Origin of the sequence: Aliiroseovarius sp. S253 (genome assembly GCF_049800855.1) — a bacterium.
Classification (GTDB): domain Bacteria; phylum Pseudomonadota; class Alphaproteobacteria; order Rhodobacterales; family Rhodobacteraceae; genus Aliiroseovarius.
On record NZ_JBNAFW010000002.1, the window covers coordinates 306,427 to 325,402 of the forward strand.

Below are 18,976 nucleotides of genomic sequence, written 5' to 3' on the forward strand. Positions count from 1 at the left end.
ACGGGTTAAGCCTTCCGTCCCAGTAAAACAGTGTGCTGTCGACACGTAGACGCGTTTCCTAAAGCCTAATTTCACGGGATCTCAAATGAACCACTCAGACAACCAGGCATTGGCCCTAGGCCGTTACTATCGTGCCGCGCGCTTTCCGGTCTTTTCAGTCGAGCTAATTCTTGCTTCCTATGAGCGGGAGATAGACGACCTGATCAGCAATTTGCCTGTCAGGCTACAGGAGCTTGAGGCTGACATACGCCTCTTTATCCGCAACACTGTCTCTCAAATGATGGCATTACCAGCATCTTCGACCCACCATCATCGTTGTGCCGGAGGACTTTTCTATCACAGCCTCGAAACCGCTACATTGGCCGCCAATAAGGCTCGCGAAACCGCACATTCGGATCGAATACTGGCCGCGTTCATTGCTGGGCTTCTTCACGACATCGGAAAGAGCGCAAGCCTCTTCACGGTTTTTAAATTAGAGCAGCATGACTATGATCCCAACTTTGGAAAGTTGGATCCACAAGAGCGGGAAGGTATCGTCTGGGATCCGAACAATTGTTCCCTCGCAGACTGGTGCCAATCCAACGATGTGCACCACCTGGGCCTTCGGTTTCATTACATTTCACGACTTGGCCACGTGGTTGTTGGTGCTGAATTTTGGCGTGCGGTGGTTCCGCAAAAATTGATGGATTTCGTAGCACGAAAACCCAAAACGTTGGATGAGCTAGAGCGATATCTAGATGGGGACTTCGAGAAAACCACTCTCAACAATTGGGTAAGCTGGGCGGATAACGAAAGCATCATTCGCGATCTCAACCCTGGCCTCAGAACACAGCCAAAACGCACGGACCTGCATATCGTGCGCCGCTTCTTGGAGTTTCAACATTTGGTCACCAAGAACACTTCGCTATCGCCCTTCGTCCTCGCGGATGTTTACATTGGAGACGACGAAACCCCCTGCGACCTAAGGCTTCCTTTCTTCGTGGCAGAACGTTTCCACATCCGTCAGTTTTTGGACTACATACGCTCCGAGGATCTATACGGTCATGCGCCAGCAGACAGTTATGAACAACGATTGCTCTACATCTTGGAAAGCCATCGCGTCCTGAAACGGACATTGCCAGGCCACTATTCTCTCGGCCGCGACGCAAATTCGAGCGACTATGTCGCACCATTCAGAGCTCAGTTGATTTTTCCACATGAAGCAGAAAAACGAAATAACGCCCCGCTTTGTTTCTTTCCGATGATGCAGGCTGAGAGTTGGCGCGATCTGTTACCCGTTCGCGCAGTTTTAAACGGAAGCAACTTTCAGCGAGAGCTGGTGCAAGCTCAATCACGGGATGAACTGCCTGTCAGCCGAAGCCAATAACCGTATTCAAGATGACAACGACACCAACCACGATGGCAAACATGAAACCTTGGGCAATCAATACCGACTGAAAGACATCAGATTTCTTGACCATATTTTCTTCGAGATATTCGAACCTTTGGTCGATCCTATCGAACTTGCGGTCGATGTTGTCGAACCTTTTGTCAATATGGGCCATCTGGGTCATCAGCTGATTGAATTGCTCTTCAGACATGTTCTCTTCACTTTTCGCTGCTTCCATCCAAGCGTAGGATGCGAAGCATTCAGAAGCAATTGGTTCGTTGCCAGATACGGGTGCTCCATTCTTGTGCCTTTTTGACCAGGCAGTTCCCAAGCGTCGGTTCGGCAAAAGTCTCTTTTAGCAAGGTAGACTCCAGCCGCAAAACATTGACTGCTGGAGAATTCACATGACGAACCCTGTCTTCCAAACCTGTTCTTCGAGAGCAGTCTTCAATCACTGATTCAGTACATCGTCCCGAAAAATACCATCGTCAGTTGTCTAAGCTTTTCGACTGCTTTGATCTCGCCACAAGCAGCAATAGAGTACTCAAAGCGGCCTATGCGGTGAAACGAGCAGCGGTGTCGCGGCTGCATCGCACGATGCTGATAGAACGAGGCGACGTGAATTCATGGCAAAATGGCCTGAGTAGAGTTTGTGTTGCATTAACTGTCGTGCTCGATGCTTAAGCCTTTCAGGATCGGGCAATCCGGGCGATGATCTCCGGCGCATTCTTCAGCTAGGTGAGTCAGTGTTTCATGCATTGCCTGAAGGTCGACGATCTTGGCCTCGATTTCTTCCAAGTGCTTATTGGTGATCTCCTTCACCTCTGCACTTGCGCGCGTGTCATCTTCGTACAAAGCGAGAAGTGTGCGACAGTCTCCAATCGTAAACCCAAGAGTCCGCGCTCTACTGAGAAAGGTCAGCTTGTGAAAATCTGATTCCCGAAAGACGCGATAGTCATTTGTATCGCGCAAAGGTGTTACCAGTCCGATTTCCTCGTAATAGCGAATGGTCTTCGCGCGTAGGCCGGTGCGCTTGGAGACTTCTCCGATGTTCAGGTTCATGTCATTCTCCTGCGTATTCAGCCAAAGCTGGCCTCGTTGTTTCACGACCCTGAATCGGGCCATTGGACTCCGGCCTAATAACCGGCTTCACCCAACGAAGACGCAGTGCATTTGACAAGACAAAAACACTGGAAAGCGCCATCGCACCCGCAGCCAGAACAGGCGAAAGCAGCAAGCCGAAAGAAGGGTACAACACGCCCGCGGCGACTGGGATCAGCATCGTATTATACCCGAATGCCCAAAACAGGTTCTGACGAATGTTGCGCATTGTGCGGCTTGAGATGTCGAAGGCGTTGACCACACCGGTCAGATCGCCTGACATCAAAACCACGTCAGCGGCTTCAATCGCAACATCCGTCCCAGTGCCGATTGCGACACCCACATCCGCCGTCGCCAATGCAGGTGCGTCGTTGATGCCATCTCCAACAAAGGCCAGCTTGCCATGGGCCCGCAATTCTTCCAGCGCCGTGACCTTACCTTCGGGCAGGACTTCCGCCACGACGATGTCGATGCCAAGTTCTTTCGCGATTGCGTCGGCGGTGCCCTGATTGTCCCCCGTAATCATTGCGACACGCAGCCCAAGGTCGTGCAGGGCAGCAATGGCGGCCGGTGAGGTGGGTTTTACAGGGTCAGACACCCCAATGACGGCGGCAACCTTACCGTCGATGGCAGCGTACAGGGGGGTTCGCCCCTTGAGACCCAGGCTGTCGCCGCTTCCTTCAAGCGCACCAAGAGCAATCCCTTCGCGGGTCATGAAACGGTCAGCGCCAACTAGGACGTGTTTGCCTTCGACCTTGGCTTCGACACCATATCCGGTGACCGAGGTGAACGCCTCGACCACAGCACCTGTCAGCCCTTTGCACACCGCAGCACGGGTAATGGCTTCGGCGATCGGGTGCTCGGATTGCGCCTCGACGGCTGCAACAAGACCCAGCACCTCATCTTCATGAAACCCGTCGGCGAGGATCAGGTCTGTCAACTCCGGTCGACCTTCTGTCAGGGTGCCCGTCTTGTCCAGGGCAACCACACGTGCTTCGTGCAACATCTGAAGCGCATCCCCTTTTCGGAACAGGACCCCCATCTCGGCCGCGCGTCCGGTGCCGACCATGATGGATGTCGGGGTCGCCAAACCCATCGCACAGGGGCAAGCGATGATCAGCACGGCAACGCCCGCAATGAGCGCAAAGCTCAGGGCCGGATCGGGGCCGAACACCAACCAGCTCAGCACTGTCAGTGTGGCAATGGCCATAACGGCGGGCACAAACCAGCTGGTGATTCGGTCAACTAGGCCTTGGATCGGAAGCTTTGCCCCCTGGGCTTGCTCCACCATCTGGATGATTTGTGCCAACATCGTGTCCGCACCAATCTTGGTCGCTTGGAAAACCAGCGCGCCAGTACCATTTACCGTTGCACCCACCACACCAGCCCCCGTGGATTTCTCGACCGGGACCGGTTCGCCGGTGATCATGCTTTCGTCGACAAAAGAGCTTCCACTTGTGACATCGCCGTCTACGGCGATCTTTTCGCCAGGGCGCACGTGAATAAGGTCTCCGACAACGATCTCCTCGACTGGAAGTTCGACAATCGCACCTTTTCGCTCAACCCGTGCCGTCTTGGCTTGCAGCCCAACCAGTTTGCGGATCGCCTCGCCCGTGCGGCCCTTTGCACGTGCTTCCAGAAAGCGGCCGAGCAGGATAAGAACGACGATCACCGCCGCAGCTTCGTAATATACATTGGCCGCCCCCTCGGGCAGCACGCCCGGTGTGAACGTTGATACCAACGAAAACCCGTAGGCAGCCGAAGTACCAAGCGCTACCAAGGAATTCATGTCCGGGGCCCCTTTGAAGAGCAACGGGAATCCCTTGGTGTAAAAGCGCAAACCGGGCCCGAACAAGACAATCGTTGTCAGCACAAACTGGAGGAGTCGGCTGTTTTGCAGGCCTATTATGCCTTCGATCCACATGTGCATGGCTGGAAACACATGACTTCCCATTTCAATGACAAAAACCGGAAGAGCCAGGATTGCAGCAACTAGCGTAAGTCGGCCCAAACGCGTGATCTCAGCCACTTTACGGTCCTGCTTGTCGTGGTCCTTGCCGTCTTTTACTTTCGCCGGGTATCCCAGATCCGTGGAAATCCGGGCCAATTCTGTCGGGGTGACCGCTCCAATCGCGTAGTGCACAGTCGCAGTTTCAGTTGCGAGGTTCACCTGCGCGTCGATCACGCCGCGACTGGCCTTCAATTTACGCTCAACCCGGCCAACACAGCTAGCACAGGTCATGCTTTCTACGTTCAGTGTAACCTCGCCGGTTGTCGCCGGATAACCCGCATCGCGCAAAGCGTCGATCAAGCCGCCTAGTTCCGCAGGAGCAGCAAAGCTGACACGCGCCGATTCATTGGCCAGGTTGACTGCAGCCTCGAACACCCCGGGAACTGCGACCAAGGCTTTTTCGACACGCCCTACGCAAGACGCGCACGTCATACCTTCAATCGACAAAATAACCGTATTCTCATCCGACATGACATTCTCCGCGAATCAGGTTCTCGGCATTGGTCTGAGGGTTCCAGTGTGGGTAAGGTCAAGCGTTAAGCATCACATTATCTGGATGCTTGACCTTACCCCTTGGGAACCCCCACCTATCACAGCGAAGCAATAGTTGGAGTGTAAGATGAGCAAGTTTAACGTACCTGACATAAGCTGCGGTCATTGCATGACTGCTATTGAAAAGGCAGTGGTTGCCGTGGACAGAGGTGCAGTTTTGTCCTTTGATCTAGAGGCGCACACTGTCGATGTTACCAGCCGTCTGAACGAAACTGAATTGGCCGCAATCCTCGACAAAGAGGGTTATCCCAATACGCTTGCGGACTAGCTCAATACAACGCTTGGCCGGTTACCAATCAGCTTCTACACAAGGATGTGCCGCGATAAATCAAGGCTGTCGTCACATATTTCTTCTTGGGATGTGCCCAGCCAGTTCTATCGCGCAAACGCCCTATCAAGGCTAATCCGGCATGGCCTGATAAACAACAACTCGAATATCAGGAACCACCCTGCATCTGCTCTCCTTCAGTGCGAACAGCTTGTGTTTCCCGCATTCGATCAGGCCAGGTCGATTTGATGAAAGCAAGAATGTCCCAGATTTCCTGATCACTCAATTGATCGCCAAACCCTGGCATTCCACTGGCGAAATCTTCGACTCCAGACGCCTCAAGCGCCAATCGACCACCCAGCTTGGTATAGTTGAATAGCAAGGCATCCCCATGGTGCCAAGTATGACCGGTTTCATCATGCGGAGGAGCGGGAAGGGTGCCGTCATCCTTCTGGCTGCGCCAATTAAGTTCGCCCTCTAGCTGTACGCCGTGACACGATGCGCAGTTCTCGGCATATAGAGCAGCACCTGCCTTCGCGTCTGAGGCTTTCGGTTGCTTCGGTGGTCCGGCCTCTGCCCGACTGGAACCAAAAATGGTTATTGCCCCAGCAATGCTCAGCAGAGTTGCGGTTACGGCGACCGACAGCTTGATTATGGACATTGTTTCACTCCACGCCATGATAATTCTGTGTATTGCTCGACTGTCATGATACCTTGATCCAAGTTGCCATGCCGTCCGCGCTATGGCTAAGCATGTGACAATGAAGAAGCCAGCGGCCTGGATTGTCGAAAACACAGGCGATCTTACGGACTTCTCCCGTTTTGACCAGCAGAGTGTCGCGCCAAGGGCCAAAGGTAGCCGATCCCAGTACCTCGCGAAAATGATGCCCATGCAGATGGATGCCATGATCGAATGCAGTCGGGTTCGACAGAGTGATCTCAGCGGTGTCCCCCCGGCGAAACTGTCCCAACGGATCCATGGGTAACCCAGAGACGCTGTTGAAAGACCAGGTTCCGAAACCTCCGTGGTCTGGATCGCCCTCCCCCCCGCGCATAAGCAGTTTCAGCGATTGGGATGGGCTGACAGGTGTGGGTAGCCCATGACCGGGTAGAGGTTGCAGCAACTCAGGTCCTGGTGTCGGGTTCGTTCCATTCATGGCAATACGCCCAATCTGCTTAAGCGATTCATCGTCACCCATGAATATTGAAATATCAGAGGTCACACTTCCTATGACATCCACACGCTGCCCGGGTGCCATTGTCAGATGTTCCAGCGCGGTTGGTTGAGCAAGTGGCATACCATCCAGTGCAAACACAGATCCGTTGATCCCGTTTAGGTCCAGCGGGAACACGCGATCAATTGCAGAGTTGATCAATCGCAATCGAACGCGATCCCCCTTACGCACAGTCCCTTGAGATAGGAAGACGCGCATTGTGTCACCAAGGCGCCCCCGGCGAGCAAAATCTTCCGTGACACCAATATTTGTGTCGAACTGCCCATCCGGTGTCATCCTGAAATCTGCAAACATAGCTGTGATGTCGTGGTCTACCTCCGGCGGTTCTCTTTCCTCTACGATCAAAGGGCCAAACAAACCTCGACCTACCTGTTCGTAGGAAAGATAATGTGAGTGATACCAGTAAGTGCCTGCGTCTGGCGGGGTGAAATCATAGTCGAAATACGCCCCCGGCGGCACGACCTCTTGCGTTAGAATCGAGACCCCGTCCATACGGTTTGGCAGCCGAATCCCATGCCAGTGGATCAGTGCGCCCTCCTGCAGACCATTCTCCAGGCGAACACGCAGCGGCTCGCCCTGTCGCACCCTGATTTCGGGTCCAGGGAGTGCGCCGTTGAACCCGAGAAAACCTTCCAATTTATCGGCGTATCCCGGCCAATGCACTGACACTGGGGCGGGTCGCAAGGTTAACCTCGTGCTCTTTGGCAGTGCAGGCTGCGGAACCAAAATGCCAGCCATCGCGCCAAAGAGCATTTCTCTGCGGTTGAGGGTCATTTCACCGTAACCAGGTCGAGGTTTCAAGTGAGGCATAGATCAAGACATCGGTGTCGTTTGAGGCCACTTCAAGGCACCGATTCTGAAAGCCGAACTGAATTGGCCAAAGGCGATAAAGCCCCTGTTCATTTCGACTGATTTTTAGCCATACGGACTCGGCGGCCGCCAGCAGGCGGCGCCCTCGGATCATTCCGGACCTTTCCGCGTTGCGTTTACGATTTCTTCCAGCTTGGCTTGCTCTACGAAACCCGGCACCAAATCATCCCCGATCACAAATGACGGAGTTCCGTTGAACCCAAGAGACTGCGCAAGGCTCATCGAGGTCGTGAGGTGTTCGTCGATTTCAGGGGCGTCCATGTCCCGGCGCAACTGGTCAATATCCAAGCCAACTTCGGCCGCAACACGCAAGACGCTTGCTTCTTCTGCGCGGCCAGTCATACCCATCATTGCCCAGTGAAATTCCTCGTATTTTCCTTGTTCACGCGCAGCCAGCGCGGCTTTGGCGGCGAAAACAGATCCTTCTCCAAGGATAGGCCATTCGCGATACACCAGACGCACGTCGTCATCGGCATCCATCAGGCCCTGCACTTCATCCATAGCGCGGCGGCAATAGGGGCAATTGTAGTCGAAAAACTCGACAACCGTTACGTCCCCATCCGGATTACCGAGTACAGGTGCGTTTGTGTCCTGTTCAAGAAGCGCACGTTGGTTGCTCAGGACATCTGCACGTGCCACTTCCGCCGCATTGGCCTGGCGTTGTTCCAATATGGCAACGGCTTCCATGACGATACTTGGATTTTCCCGGATCGTTTCCAGAACAAGCTCTTTGACCCGGTCCTCGCTCAAGCCATCCGACCACGCGGTCAGTGGCAAAGCGATGGCTGCGGCAAAGGTGAAAACCCCATGTCTAAGTCTCATTGATGCGTTCTCCCAGTTCTTATCATATTCAAGTCACATTGATCCATGTCGCCATGCCCGACGCTGTATGCGCCAGCATATGACAATGGAAAATCCATTTACCCGGGTTGCCCGCGACGAATGCGATTTCGCGGGTCTCGTCTCCGAATACCAACAGAGTGTCTCTCAGAGGGCCAAGTTTGCCATCGTCCATGACTTCGCGAAAATGCATCCCGTGAAGGTGCATGGCGTGCGGGAAGGCCGTGTCGTTGTGAATGCTGACCCGCACGGTTTCACCTGATGACAGATCGGCAAGTGGCGTATCCGTCATTCCGACAACGCCGTTGAAAGACCAGAATTGATTTTCTGCAATCAGTTCGCGAAAGCTCATGGATTCACCATTTAGAATAGCGCTCTGAAGCCTGCCCATGGCGCCACCTTCCATGTTCAACTTGAACAGGCGGGCCTTGTCCACCTCGGGAACATCCATATTTGGGTTAGGCGGAAGTGGAATCGGCACCTCTCGCGCCGCAACTGATGAAGGGGTTGCCTCGACTGGAAAAGCCACTTGCGAGAAACCTTCCTCGTCATCGATGCGCACCAGGTGGGCGGATTCTCCGGGTCCTGCTGTTACGTCGACAAACAGATCAATGCGTTGACCCGGTGCCAGAAGGAATGTTCCGCTCACTTTCTCAGGCACATCCAGCGGCATGCCGTCATAAGCCATGATCCACCCGTCAAAACCTGAAAGGGCAAGCTTAAAAATTCGCGCATTGGCAGCATTAATCAGGCGCAGCCTCAGCCGTTCATTCTGTTTCGCGGGAAGCTCGGTAAACGCAGCACCGTTTGTTGCGATGTAGTTTCCGCGGCGCCCTGCATGGCTTTTGTCATGGGGGGAGTCGAACTCTGGGTCCAACTGGGCTGTTTCCGGGTTCAGCAACCAATCGTCAAGGATCAGAACCTGTTCCCGATCGACATCAACCGGCTCGGCTTCTTCGACAATCAGCGCACCATAAAGCCCGCGCGCGACCTGCTCCATCGACCGGTTATGCGCGTGATACCAATAGGTGCCCGCATCATGTACGATGAAGTCATAGTCAAAACTTTCACCAGATGGCACGGCTGTCTGCGTCAGACCGGCCACGCCATCCATCCCGTTGTCCAGACGCACCCCATGCCAGTGGACCGAACTGGCCTGTGGAAGCTCGTTGAAAAAGCGACGTGTAACCCGGTCGCCTTGTTTGACTCGTATGGGTGTGCCCGGCATTTGCCCGTCATAACCCCAGATCTGCGTTTGTGGGTACTCTGAAGGGGCAAGCTGCACACTGGCAGGTCGCGCGATCAGCTTGATTGGGTCGGCCGTCGCCGCGCGAATGGTGCCGGGCACCAATACGCTGAGCCCCAGTGAGGCGCTCAAACTTAAAAAATCTCGTCGTGTCTGTGTCATTTGGTTTCCTGTTGAGGCAGGGGCCTTAGCCCTCTGCCCTGTCATGTCACGCGGTTTCAACCGCCGGTATGATCATCCATCAGATAGGTCGCCATGGCTTTGCGGTCTTCATCCGTAAGGAAACTCGTTCCATACATGACAACCTCTCCCATCGAACCGCCGAAAGCGTCCCCGTCGGGTTTGACACCTGTGCGCAAGGCATATGCCAGGCTGTTTACAGTCCATCCGCGCATTTGAAGGGTTTCATAGTCGATGGCCGGGGCTTTGCCGCCGCCGGGAAGTGACCTGCTGCCTTTGAAGTGCTGGCTGTCGGACTGGCGGGCTCCTGCGAAGTTGCGCGCTGTGTGGCATGCAGCACAGTGAGTCGCTCCCTCGACAAGTTCTCGTCCCCGGTTCCAGACGACATCATTTCCTTCGACCGGATCTGTTCGGGGCGGCACCAAGAAGGCCGCACGCCACAGTTTCAAACCCCAACGTTGGTTGAACGGAAAGGTCATTTCCTGATCCTTGGACGGTTCGTTAACGGCGGGCACGGTTTGAAATGCCGCCCAAAGATCAGCAATGTCCTGATCGGTGAAATTGCCGTAGAAGGGATAGGTAAAGGCTGGATAATATGGCGCGCCGTCCGGTGAAACACCTTGGCGCACAGCGCGGGCAAACTCTTTTATCGTCCAACCGCCGATCCCGTGCTTCGGGTCAGTGGTCAGATTGGGTGAGTAGAGTGTGCCAAACGGGGTGTCGAGCTTTACGCCTCCTGCCAGCGGGGCTCCACTTGCCTCGAAGTTGGTGTGGCATGCAATGCAGCCGCTTGCGCGTGCAAGGTATGCGCCTCGGTCCACGTCACCGTTCAGCGTGATGATCCCATTGTCCTGGCCGATTGGCCAGGCAACGAGCGCCCCGATAGCGACGGCGCCGAATGCCGCCGCACCTAGGGTCATTCTCGGAACCCAGCGCATTTACTGGCTTTCCGCGCGGAACTTCGTGTGGCAAGCCGAGCATACTTGGGTGACCATGGTAAACGCGCCGTCTGCGGGCATGCCGGCAATTTGCTCGGCGGTCATCATTCCGCCGCCCATCATAGCACCACCGCCCATCATTGCGCTGTTGCCCATCATGCTGGCGTCGCCGCCCATCATAGCGCCCGGCGAAGAGCCATCATCGCTCGCGGCCATCAGCCCGTTATCCGCGGCACCTGCAAGCCCATCGGCAAGTACACCCAACCGTTCGGCCATATCCGAAAATTCTTCCCATTGGCTCCAGACCGTTTCCTTGGCTTCGGACGGGGCACCGCCAGAGCCTTCGGGGAACAACTGGGTCATGGAATCGCCAGCGTGGCGGGAAAATGTGGCGGCTGCCTGACGGATGACGTCTACGTCATAGGCCGCTTCGCCACGCATCATCGGCGTAACCGCTTTCACGGCTTTCCCCATGTCCGCCATTGCGTCCATGCGTTCCTTGACGATACCGGTCGCGCCGCCATGGGCAAATGCGGCCAAGGCGGTCGAGCTTGCAACAATCGCCGCGAAAACAGGAGTTTTTTTCATGAGTTTAGTCCTTGATCTGTCTGATATTTTGATTTGGTGGGATCAAGAAAAGTATCGGGGAGGAGGTTTGTCCGATGAAGGAATCCAGCGATCGTTTTCGAGCTTGATGAACCAGACCTTCGCTTCGCTGGCTTTAGATGGGTTGGGCAAGCTAGGGGCCATAAGGAATGCGGCTACGGTGAAGCAATCCAACCCGGGGTGGCAGTGTCCGCCAGTGATCTCAGTGTCAGCGTGATCGTCGGCCACCGTGCCACCGTCATAGATGATGTGCAGGTCGTTGGATTTGTCTGCATGTGCCCATGCGGCGTCAGGCAAACCCGAAAGGGCCACAAAGCCGCCGATCAGGGTGGCAAACAGAATTCTGAACAACTCGACACCGGCCCACTTCGACATCAGTTAATACCATTCTCGCGCTGCAATTCTCGCACGTAGGTCGCGATGTATTGAACATCCGCTCGGGTCAGCCCAGGAACCGGAGGCATATTCCCAAACTTCCAGTGATGGGCCCGCACCCCGCGTTGGGCGGCGATTTGGAACGCTTCATCCGAGTGATGGCTTGGTTCGTAGATCTTGTGCACAAGCGGTGGAGCGATACCGTTTTGACCCGCAGCATTTGCCCCGTGGCAAGCTGCACATTTCGCCTCGAAGGCGCGTTTGCCAACGACAGCGTTCGAGGACAGCTCTGCTGGGACCCGAACATCTTCAATGGGATCTCCCATCGCGATGTCGCTCGTATCGGGCGGCACCATGGAATGTCCCGGTTGCGCCGGCGCGGGTTGAAGAACCTGCCATCCAACTGCCACGACACCAGCCAGCAGCGCACCACCGACAATTAGTCCCCAATTGCTCATAGTTTCATCCTTTGGGTTGATTGATCAGCGGTCAAATCAGCTTGACTTGCGTGCCGATGGGCACCCGGTCATAGACCTCTTCGATCTTCTCGTTGTAAAGACCGATGCAGCCGTTTGACGAACGTCGGCCAATTTTCCGCGTGTCCTGTGTTCCGTGAATACGATAGTACTGCCAGGAAAGATAAAGCGCGCGTGTCCCAAGTGGATTGATAGGATCGCCACCTTTAACATAGGCTGGCCATTCCGGGTTACGTTCTCGCATCGATGGCGTCGGAGCCCAGCCTGGGTTCTTTCGCTTCTCTACCACTTCGGTATAGCCGCGACGTGTCAGCTCTTCGGTCAGAGGCACTGAGGTCGGGTAGATCCGCATCTCTCCATCGGCGGTCCAGTGCTGCAAGACTCGTGTGATTGTGTCAGACAACAGGATACCTTTGCCAAGGGTATCGAAGTGGTCGCGCCATTCGTGCAAGGCGAAAGACGAGATATTGCGTTGGACAACAGATCCCGGAATGTTCGATGGCGCATCTTGCGCCCTCAGGATTGACGGGGTTGCCAGAAACGCAGCGATGCCGGTCAGCGCCCTGCGTCTTCCTAGTTTGAGATTGCCTGTCATGCCGCCTCTCCATTAAATCCAGTTGGGTGCCTTTAGAGACATTTTTTCGCCTGAACAGCGGCCACCATCAACCGTTGGAAGGGCGGAGATTTGTATCGAAATGTATCCTTGACCTTTACTGTAGAGAGGCCTGCATATGGAGTTATTCCAGCTGGACGAGGTACCCATGATGAGCAAAACCGAAACCAAATCCATGAGGCAAGGCCGAGCTAACTCCAAGCCCATGCACATAGCCATGATGGCGTGTTGCGTTGTGATGTTGCTGCCGATCGCAGGGTACTTTGTTGCCGGAGGCTCCCTGAGTGGGCTTGGTGGCAATCTGGCAACCTTCGCACCGTTGCTCCTGTGTGTGGGCGGGCATTTCGTCATGCATAAGATGATGGGCAGAAGCTGTCATGGGAGCGACAAGCAGGACGAAACGGAAGAGCCTCGCAAAGTTGCCCGTGATGTAACATCAGTTATTCCACAAGTGCGTCGAGGTTGAAAAAGTGCTTAAGGCGTGGCCTTGGCGCGTAACTCTTTCGGCTGTGATTCTAGGTGGTTGCGCTTCTTCCAACAAGCTATGTGAGAAGCCAGGCCAGACAGCATTCACTTTTGGGGGTGAGACGTTTTCTGCCCCCGAAGGGTGTCGGTTTATAGACGACGCAAACGGTCCTGTACGGGCGATTACCTGTGATGATGGGCGCGAAGGCTTGGCAATCGCCGATACCTCGAAAATCTCGGTGGGAACAGGTGGATGACCGTCAGATGTACTAGGCCCAGGATGCGACCATGATTGCCTCTATGACATCGATAGCCCGCAGGATCGGGTTTGCCCTGTTACTAGGTTTGAACCCTCTCGCGACCGCGCACGTCATGGCCGCAACGTCCGAGAGCTTCTCGTCAACCGCGGTAACAGCGACGCTGATTTCAGTGCAGGATGGCGTTCCCCCTGGCGCCGAAACGCTGTCAGCGGGTCTTGAACTGGATCTGGCGAACGGTTGGAAAACCTACTGGCGATCCCCTGGAGAGGTCGGCATTCCGCCCCAGGTCGATTGGAGCGGCTCAACCAATATTGCCAAGGTTGAAATGCTCTGGCCCGCTCCCGAGCGATTCACAGCGTTTGGGATTGAAAACTTCGGATATAGCGACGAAGTGGTCCTTCCCCTTCAGGTCGCGCTTAAGCGGCCAGGCGAGCCTGCGCAATTGACGGGTGCCGTCAATCTGCTGGTCTGTTCCGCAGTCTGCGTACCACAGGCCTTCGAGCTGAGCCTGTCCATTCCGAGAGGGACAGGGATCGACGGGTTTTCAGCCTCTCGGATAAGCACCTTTCTTGCACGCGTTCCTGTCGAGGGAACCCAGACCGGCATCACCTCAGCGGCAGTGTCTGTCGATACCGAGCAGGCCACCCTGACCTTGGAACTGCAAAGCACAACAGCTTTTGACTCTCCTGATGTCTTTGCCGAGCTCGGGACAGGAACGGCGCTGGGAAAGCCCGATATTCGGCTTGGAAACAACGGTAGCACGCTCTGGGCTCGAATCCCGATCCTGACCGCTCTCGATGAGGTGTACACCGATCCAGTACTGACGGTGACGGATGGCCCGGAAAGGGCCCTAACTCTGACACCCGAGTCGTCAGCCACCCCCCCTGTCCCGCCATTTCGGTTAGAGACCTTGGCGCCGGGTCTGGGTCAAATGGCTTGGATTATTCTTATCGCTTATCTGGGTGGGTTGATCCTGAACGTGATGCCATGCGTGCTGCCGGTTCTGTCGATCAAGCTGTCATCCGCAATCAAAGCGCAGACGCGCGAACCAAGGTCTGTACGTGCCGGTTTTCTGGCAGCCGCTATGGGCGTCATGGCCTTCATGTGGTCGCTGGCGGCGATCCTTTATATGCTGCAACAGTTCGGTGTGGCCGTCGGCTGGGGGCTACAGTTTCAGAACCCGGCCTTTCTGGCGTTTATGTTCGTCGTATTGGCTGTCTTCTCTGCCAGCCTGTTGGGCCTGTTCGAGTTCTCACTTCCGGCATCGCTACAATCACGACTTGCAGGAGCGGGAGGTGTGTCCGGATACGGTGCAGACTTCGCAACAGGTTTTTTCGGCGCAGTATTGGCAACCCCCTGTTCGGCGCCATTTCTGGGCACCGCGATTGCCTTTGCGCTGGCTGGGCGGGGGGGTGATATCGTGACTGTCTTCACAGCCCTTGGGCTTGGGCTGTCAACGCCGTATCTCGTTGTTGCCGCCGTCCCCGGATTAGTGCGTGCCTTGCCAAAACCGGGTCGGTGGATGCTTGGGCTGAAACTTATTTTGGGCGTCCTGCTTCTTGTCACTGCCTTGTGGCTGTTGTGGGTATTGATCGGTGTTGCCGGTCCTCTGTCGACGATTGTGGTCGCTGCTTTGGCCCTTCTTTTACTTGTGCTCCTGACCCGACGCCCCCTACCGCACGCGCCTCAGGCGCTCAGCGTTGTTCTGTTGGTTATTCTGCCGATGATCGCTGCCGAGCTTCTCGTGCGCCAAATGCCGTCCGAGATAGAAAACCGCACCGGGCGCATCACTTGGGTATCGTTCGACCGAAGTGAAATCGCGCGGCGAGTGTCGCGAGGTGAAGTGATCTTCGTGGATGTTACGGCCGACTGGTGCCTGACCTGCAAAGCCAACAAAGCGTTGGTCTTGGACCGCGACCCTGTGTTGTCTGCGCTAAATCGTGAAGGCGTGACAGCAATGCAGGCGGATTGGACGCGCCCGGATGAACAGATCGCGCGCTATCTGGAAGCAAACAATCGCTATGGGATCCCGTTCAATGCGGTTTACGGACCGGCAACACCAAACGGGATTGTCCTCTCCGAAGTCCTGTCGTCACAGGATGTTCTCCAAGCCCTTGAAACCGCTGGCGCCAGTAGGGTTACAGCAGAAACCTTGAGCTTGAAATTTAACGCGGCGCAGAGGAATTAGAACCTCATGAGTGCCAACTACAATAAAAATTGCAAATGAACAGAAGGTAAAGCCATGTTGACTCGGCGCCATTTTATAAGCTCGACCACTGCTCTGTTTTCGGTCCCTATTGCTAGCACTGCTTGGGCCGCGCCAACTTCAGATCGGTCAAGATGGTCGGAATGGGATTCTCAAGTGACCCCTGCGAATTACGACCCTGCAACGTCGAACCCTTGGGGGCTACCAAAACGCTTCCTTCCCCAGATCGTCGAAGCAAATCCCAACTTGACTCCGGGCGATATTCACGTCGATGCCGTCGCAAGGTATCTGTACCACATTCGTGGCAGCGGCACGGCGATGCGATATGGCGTGGCGATTGCCCGCGGGAATCTGTACGAGCCCGGAATTTATAAGATCAGGCGAAAGACCAAATGGCCAATTTGGACGCCGACTGCGGCCATGATCAAGCGAGAACCGGAAGTCTACGCACGAGACGCAGGCGGCGTGGATGGTGGGCCGACAAACCCCCTGGGATCGCGTGCCTTGTATTTGTATGTCGGGAATCGAGACACATATCTAAGGATTCATGGATCACCAAGCCCGCGATCCATCGGGGGACGGGCCAGTTCGGGCTGCGTTCGTATGGTCATGGCACATATCAATGGCCTGTATGAACATGTCTCGCTTGGTTCAACGGCATACCTTCACCCACCCGAAGACGCGATTTCTGCGCCAAGCTAATGCGCAGTTTGGCCAGAGTTGCCGGGACCAATTCGCAACGGAACCTTCCTTATTGGCACCAGTTCATTGGATGCAAATGGGCTGGCCTCTTACGGATCTCAATGGAAGGAACGTTGTCTCAACCGGACCAACGTGGCGATATACATAGCACCTGTTTGCTTGGTCAAGTCGCACAGCGGTAAGGTCTTGATACGGGGCAGCGATCGCAAGTAGGCTATCGGGCAACTCCGCGATGAACTCATCAGAAGAGTCTTGCTGTCCGCCTTCATAGGTTTCGCAAGACGCAAGTAAAACGGTTGCGGCTCCCAGAAGTAAGGTCGTTTTTTTCAAAGTTATATCCTCCAGATAGATCGAAATATTTTGGCCCGGTTCTTGTGGAAAACCGTTGCTTTCCCACGATTAAATCTGCAGATGACGGTGCCCTTTGTCAGGCCTCCTCTAAGGACGGATAGCAAGCACCGCATTTGCTATTCCCTCAATTCAGACAAAGCCTGTTCAACAGTTTGGTGACGTGTATCATCCGGTGCGAGATCGGATAGAAGCGTAGCGGCTTGTTCAAAAGCCGACAGCGCCTTTGGCTGCTCGCCTAAGACTTTGTAGGCATTCGCTAGACGGATCCACCCATCCAAATCATTGGGGTTTTCCTCAAGCCGGGACGCAAGCCGGTCGACCATCGAGCGGATAAACGCGCCGCGATCCTCGTCGGTCATCTCGCCCGCCGCAGCGATGTCTTCGGCCGAAGGTCCTGCCCCGCTGCGTGCCATCGGGGCATAGTCAGCTAGAGCGATTGGCTTACGGCCAAGCGTTTCCGCGATCTGGTTCGCTTGTACGACAAAAGGCTCCATCCAGCTCGCAAAGCCATCTGCGGCTTCCAGATGGGACAGCAAAAGAGCATGTGCTGCTGGCTCTTCACCCCTTTGAGCCAGCGCCATCGACTTATAGAAAATTCCGGCCGGGTTCGTAGCATCCAATGCAACCGCTTTGTCGATTGCGGCTTCGGCCTTTGGGGTCACGACACCTTGTTCAGCGCTAATCAAAGCCTCTGCCAACATCGAATGGGCCGCCGAAGTGGCATCAGCACGGGTGGCTACGATTTCAAAAGCATCCGCGGCCCGTTGATACTCGCCCAGCCGAGAATAGGTTTGCCCAAGCAGCATCCACCCCTCCGAAGCACCACCATCGGGTTCGGATGTCAGACGTGCATAGAGCTTGCCGGTAAGCGCGACGATTTTCTCCCGCTCAGCCCTTTCGGCTTGGCGTTCGGCAAAGGCAAGGCCCGAGATCTCGGGCGATCCCATCAGCGCATAGTAACCACCAGCAACAAGCGGGACGGATAGCGCCGCCAGCCAAAGCCCGCCCTGCCCACCATTGCGATCAGTGTCAGACCCTTTGGGGGCCCTTCGTGCCGCGGTCAGTATACGGCGCTTGATTTCCAGCTGGGCAGCAGTGGCTTCACTTTGTGAGATGACGTTGCGATCAAGGTCGCGTTGAATCTCGTCCAACTGATCCACCAAGACGGCTGGCGTTGAATCTGCCGCGACCGCGGCGACGCGCCCTTTCCAAATCAACGGAAAGACCACAAAGCTGGCAGACACCGTGGCCAACAGCCCCATCCATACGAAAATCATGTGTTGTTCTCCGCTTTCTGCTTTTCGATGAAGCGCCGAACTTCCTGTTCTTCTGCCTCACTCAGCATGGCTCCGGCGACCTTCTTTCGCCTGCGCATCAATATTGCCCAACCCATTCCGATCGCGATCACAAACATCGCAGGAGGCGCGATCCACAATGCATATGTCTGCATATTCAAAGGCGGTTTTAGCAACACATAGTCACCATATCGCGCCTGTATAAAGGCCAGGGTTTCACTGTTGCTGTCGCCCGCAACGATGCGTTCGCGCACCAGCAATCTCAGGTCACGCGCCACGCCAGCGTTCGAACTGTCAATGTCCTGGTTCAGGCAGACAACGCAGCGCAATCCTTTAGATACCTCGCGCGCGCGGGCTTCCAACGCGGGATCATCCAGAATCTCATCTGGTTCGACTGCCATGGCGGCCATCGGAACCGTCAGCGCCAAAAGCAAGACCATTCGTCGCAACATCACTGGTTCCCCCTATTCAACACACCCGCCTGCGCAAGTGCTTCGCGGAATCTGCTGATCGCGGCATCACCCACAACAGGCCCCACGTATCGATAAAGCACAGTGCCATCCGCACCGATGATGAAGGTTTCCGGCACGCCGGAAATGCCCCATTCGATGCCTGCGCGCCCCGACAGGTCTGAACCGATCCGGCTATAGGGGTTTCCGAGGTCAGAAAGCCAGCGGGCGGCGTCATCTGGTTCGTCTTTGTAGTTGATACCGAACAGGCGAATGCCGTCCCGCTCGACCAAACTGGTCAGCACCGAATGTTCCGCGCGACACGGCACACACCAGGACGCAAACACATTTACGACGACAGGCATGTCATTGCCCACCAGATTTGCCCGAGACAAGCCCGGGGTTTCTGTACCCGCAACCGGTTCAAGATCGAACTCAGGCGCAGGTTGAGAGATCAAAATGGACGGGATCTTGTTCGGATCCCGATCCGGGTTCAAACCCCATAGAAAGAAACCACCAAAAATGACGGCGATCAGAAGCGGTAGGAGGGCCAGAGTGCGAGTCATGA

The 18,976-nt window shown here is 55.4% G+C and carries 20 protein-coding genes; 5 read left to right on the forward strand and 15 right to left on the reverse strand.

What is annotated here, in order from left to right:
- Positions 1–85: 85 nt before the first annotated feature.
- Positions 86–1,366, forward strand: coding sequence for a TraI domain-containing protein (locus tag ACP15F_RS13015; RefSeq protein WP_424941256.1), 1,281 nt, complete (start codon positions 86–88; stop codon positions 1,364–1,366).
- Here ACP15F_RS13015 and ACP15F_RS13020 read toward each other — a convergent pair.
- The 3 genes from ACP15F_RS13020 to ACP15F_RS13030 form a co-directional block, all read right to left on the reverse strand.
- A complete protein-coding gene (locus ACP15F_RS13020) occupies positions 1,350–1,580 on the reverse strand; it encodes a hypothetical protein (RefSeq protein ID WP_424941257.1) in 231 nt (76 codons plus the stop codon). The two genes, ACP15F_RS13015 and ACP15F_RS13020, sit on opposite strands and share 17 nt — an antisense overlap.
- A 449-nt stretch (positions 1,581–2,029) precedes the next feature.
- On the reverse strand, positions 2,030–2,425 hold the full coding sequence (gene cueR / locus ACP15F_RS13025) for a Cu(I)-responsive transcriptional regulator (protein WP_424941633.1): 396 nt from the start codon (positions 2,423–2,425) through the stop codon (positions 2,030–2,032).
- Between the two features lie 7 nt (positions 2,426–2,432).
- Positions 2,433–4,952, reverse strand: coding sequence for a heavy metal translocating P-type ATPase (locus ACP15F_RS13030; RefSeq protein ID WP_424941258.1), 2,520 nt, complete (start codon positions 4,950–4,952; stop codon positions 2,433–2,435).
- 148 nt (positions 4,953–5,100) lie between these two features.
- On the opposite strand from ACP15F_RS13030, the gene ACP15F_RS13035 reads away from it, so the two are divergent.
- On the forward strand, positions 5,101–5,301 hold the full coding sequence (locus tag ACP15F_RS13035) for a heavy-metal-associated domain-containing protein (RefSeq protein WP_424941259.1): 201 nt from the start codon (positions 5,101–5,103) through the stop codon (positions 5,299–5,301).
- 169 nt (positions 5,302–5,470) lie between these two features.
- Here ACP15F_RS13035 and ACP15F_RS13040 read toward each other — a convergent pair whose 3' ends face one another.
- The 9 genes from ACP15F_RS13040 to ACP15F_RS13080 all read right to left on the reverse strand — a co-directional run bounded on the left by ACP15F_RS13040 (position 5,471) and on the right by ACP15F_RS13080 (position 12,662).
- A complete protein-coding gene (locus ACP15F_RS13040) occupies positions 5,471–5,962 on the reverse strand; it encodes a c-type cytochrome (protein ID WP_424941260.1) in 492 nt (163 codons plus the stop codon).
- Positions 5,963–6,005: 43 nt separating this feature from the next.
- Positions 6,006–7,310, reverse strand: coding sequence for a multicopper oxidase family protein (locus ACP15F_RS13045; protein WP_424941261.1), 1,305 nt, complete (start codon positions 7,308–7,310; stop codon positions 6,006–6,008).
- A 186-nt stretch (positions 7,311–7,496) separates the two neighbouring features.
- Positions 7,497–8,228, reverse strand: a complete 732-nt coding sequence (locus ACP15F_RS13050) for a DsbA family protein (protein WP_424941262.1) — start codon at positions 8,226–8,228, stop codon at positions 7,497–7,499.
- 28 nt (positions 8,229–8,256) lie between these two features.
- Positions 8,257–9,654: a multicopper oxidase family protein gene (locus ACP15F_RS13055; RefSeq protein ID WP_424941263.1), complete on the reverse strand. Its 1,398-nt coding sequence runs from the start codon at positions 9,652–9,654 to the stop codon at positions 8,257–8,259.
- Between the two features lie 56 nt (positions 9,655–9,710).
- Positions 9,711–10,610, reverse strand: coding sequence for a c-type cytochrome (locus ACP15F_RS13060; RefSeq protein ID WP_424941264.1), 900 nt, complete (start codon positions 10,608–10,610; stop codon positions 9,711–9,713).
- Positions 10,611–11,198 (reverse strand): c-type cytochrome, encoded by a 588-nt coding sequence (locus ACP15F_RS13065; protein ID WP_424941265.1) that lies wholly within the window; start codon positions 11,196–11,198, stop codon positions 10,611–10,613.
- A 42-nt stretch (positions 11,199–11,240) separates the two neighbouring features.
- A complete protein-coding gene (locus ACP15F_RS13070) occupies positions 11,241–11,591 on the reverse strand; it encodes a hypothetical protein (protein WP_424941266.1) in 351 nt (116 codons plus the stop codon).
- Positions 11,591–12,049 carry a c-type cytochrome gene (locus ACP15F_RS13075; protein WP_424941267.1) on the reverse strand — a complete coding sequence of 153 codons (459 nt, stop codon included), beginning with the start codon at positions 12,047–12,049 and terminating at the stop codon, positions 11,591–11,593. The genes ACP15F_RS13070 and ACP15F_RS13075 overlap by 1 nt, the downstream gene beginning before the upstream one ends.
- Before the next feature lie 31 nt (positions 12,050–12,080).
- Positions 12,081–12,662 carry a L,D-transpeptidase gene (locus ACP15F_RS13080; RefSeq protein ID WP_424941268.1) on the reverse strand — a complete coding sequence of 194 codons (582 nt, stop codon included), beginning with the start codon at positions 12,660–12,662 and terminating at the stop codon, positions 12,081–12,083.
- A gap of 256 nt (positions 12,663–12,918) precedes the next feature.
- Between ACP15F_RS13080 and ACP15F_RS13085 the strand changes: the two genes are divergently transcribed.
- From ACP15F_RS13085 to ACP15F_RS13095, 3 genes are all read left to right on the forward strand, one after another.
- The gene (locus ACP15F_RS13085) at positions 12,919–13,146 is read left to right on the forward strand and encodes a DUF2933 domain-containing protein (protein WP_424941634.1); all 228 of its coding nucleotides are present in this window, start codon (positions 12,919–12,921) and stop codon (positions 13,144–13,146) included.
- A gap of 371 nt (positions 13,147–13,517) precedes the next feature.
- Positions 13,518–15,593 carry a protein-disulfide reductase DsbD family protein gene (locus ACP15F_RS13090; RefSeq protein WP_424941269.1) on the forward strand — a complete coding sequence of 692 codons (2,076 nt, stop codon included), beginning with the start codon at positions 13,518–13,520 and terminating at the stop codon, positions 15,591–15,593.
- Positions 15,594–15,647: 54 nt separating this feature from the next.
- Positions 15,648–16,313: a L,D-transpeptidase gene (locus ACP15F_RS13095; protein ID WP_424941270.1), complete on the forward strand. Its 666-nt coding sequence runs from the start codon at positions 15,648–15,650 to the stop codon at positions 16,311–16,313.
- 467 nt (positions 16,314–16,780) lie between these two features.
- Here the strand turns inward: ACP15F_RS13095 and ccmI are convergent, their stop codons facing one another.
- Genes ccmI through ACP15F_RS13110 form a run of 3 tightly spaced genes read right to left on the reverse strand, consistent with a single transcriptional unit; the run spans position 16,781 to position 18,974 of the window.
- On the reverse strand, positions 16,781–17,941 hold the full coding sequence (ccmI, locus tag ACP15F_RS13100) for a c-type cytochrome biogenesis protein CcmI (RefSeq protein WP_424941271.1): 1,161 nt from the start codon (positions 17,939–17,941) through the stop codon (positions 16,781–16,783).
- A complete protein-coding gene (locus ACP15F_RS13105; RefSeq protein ID WP_424941272.1) occupies positions 17,938–18,411 on the reverse strand; it encodes a cytochrome c-type biogenesis protein in 474 nt (157 codons plus the stop codon). The genes ccmI and ACP15F_RS13105 overlap by 4 nt, the downstream gene beginning before the upstream one ends.
- Entirely contained in the window at positions 18,411–18,974 is a 564-nt protein-coding gene (locus tag ACP15F_RS13110) for a DsbE family thiol:disulfide interchange protein (RefSeq protein WP_424941273.1), read from the reverse strand. Before ACP15F_RS13110 ends, ACP15F_RS13105 begins: the two co-directional genes overlap by 1 nt.
- Positions 18,975–18,976: the final 2 nt, after the last annotated feature.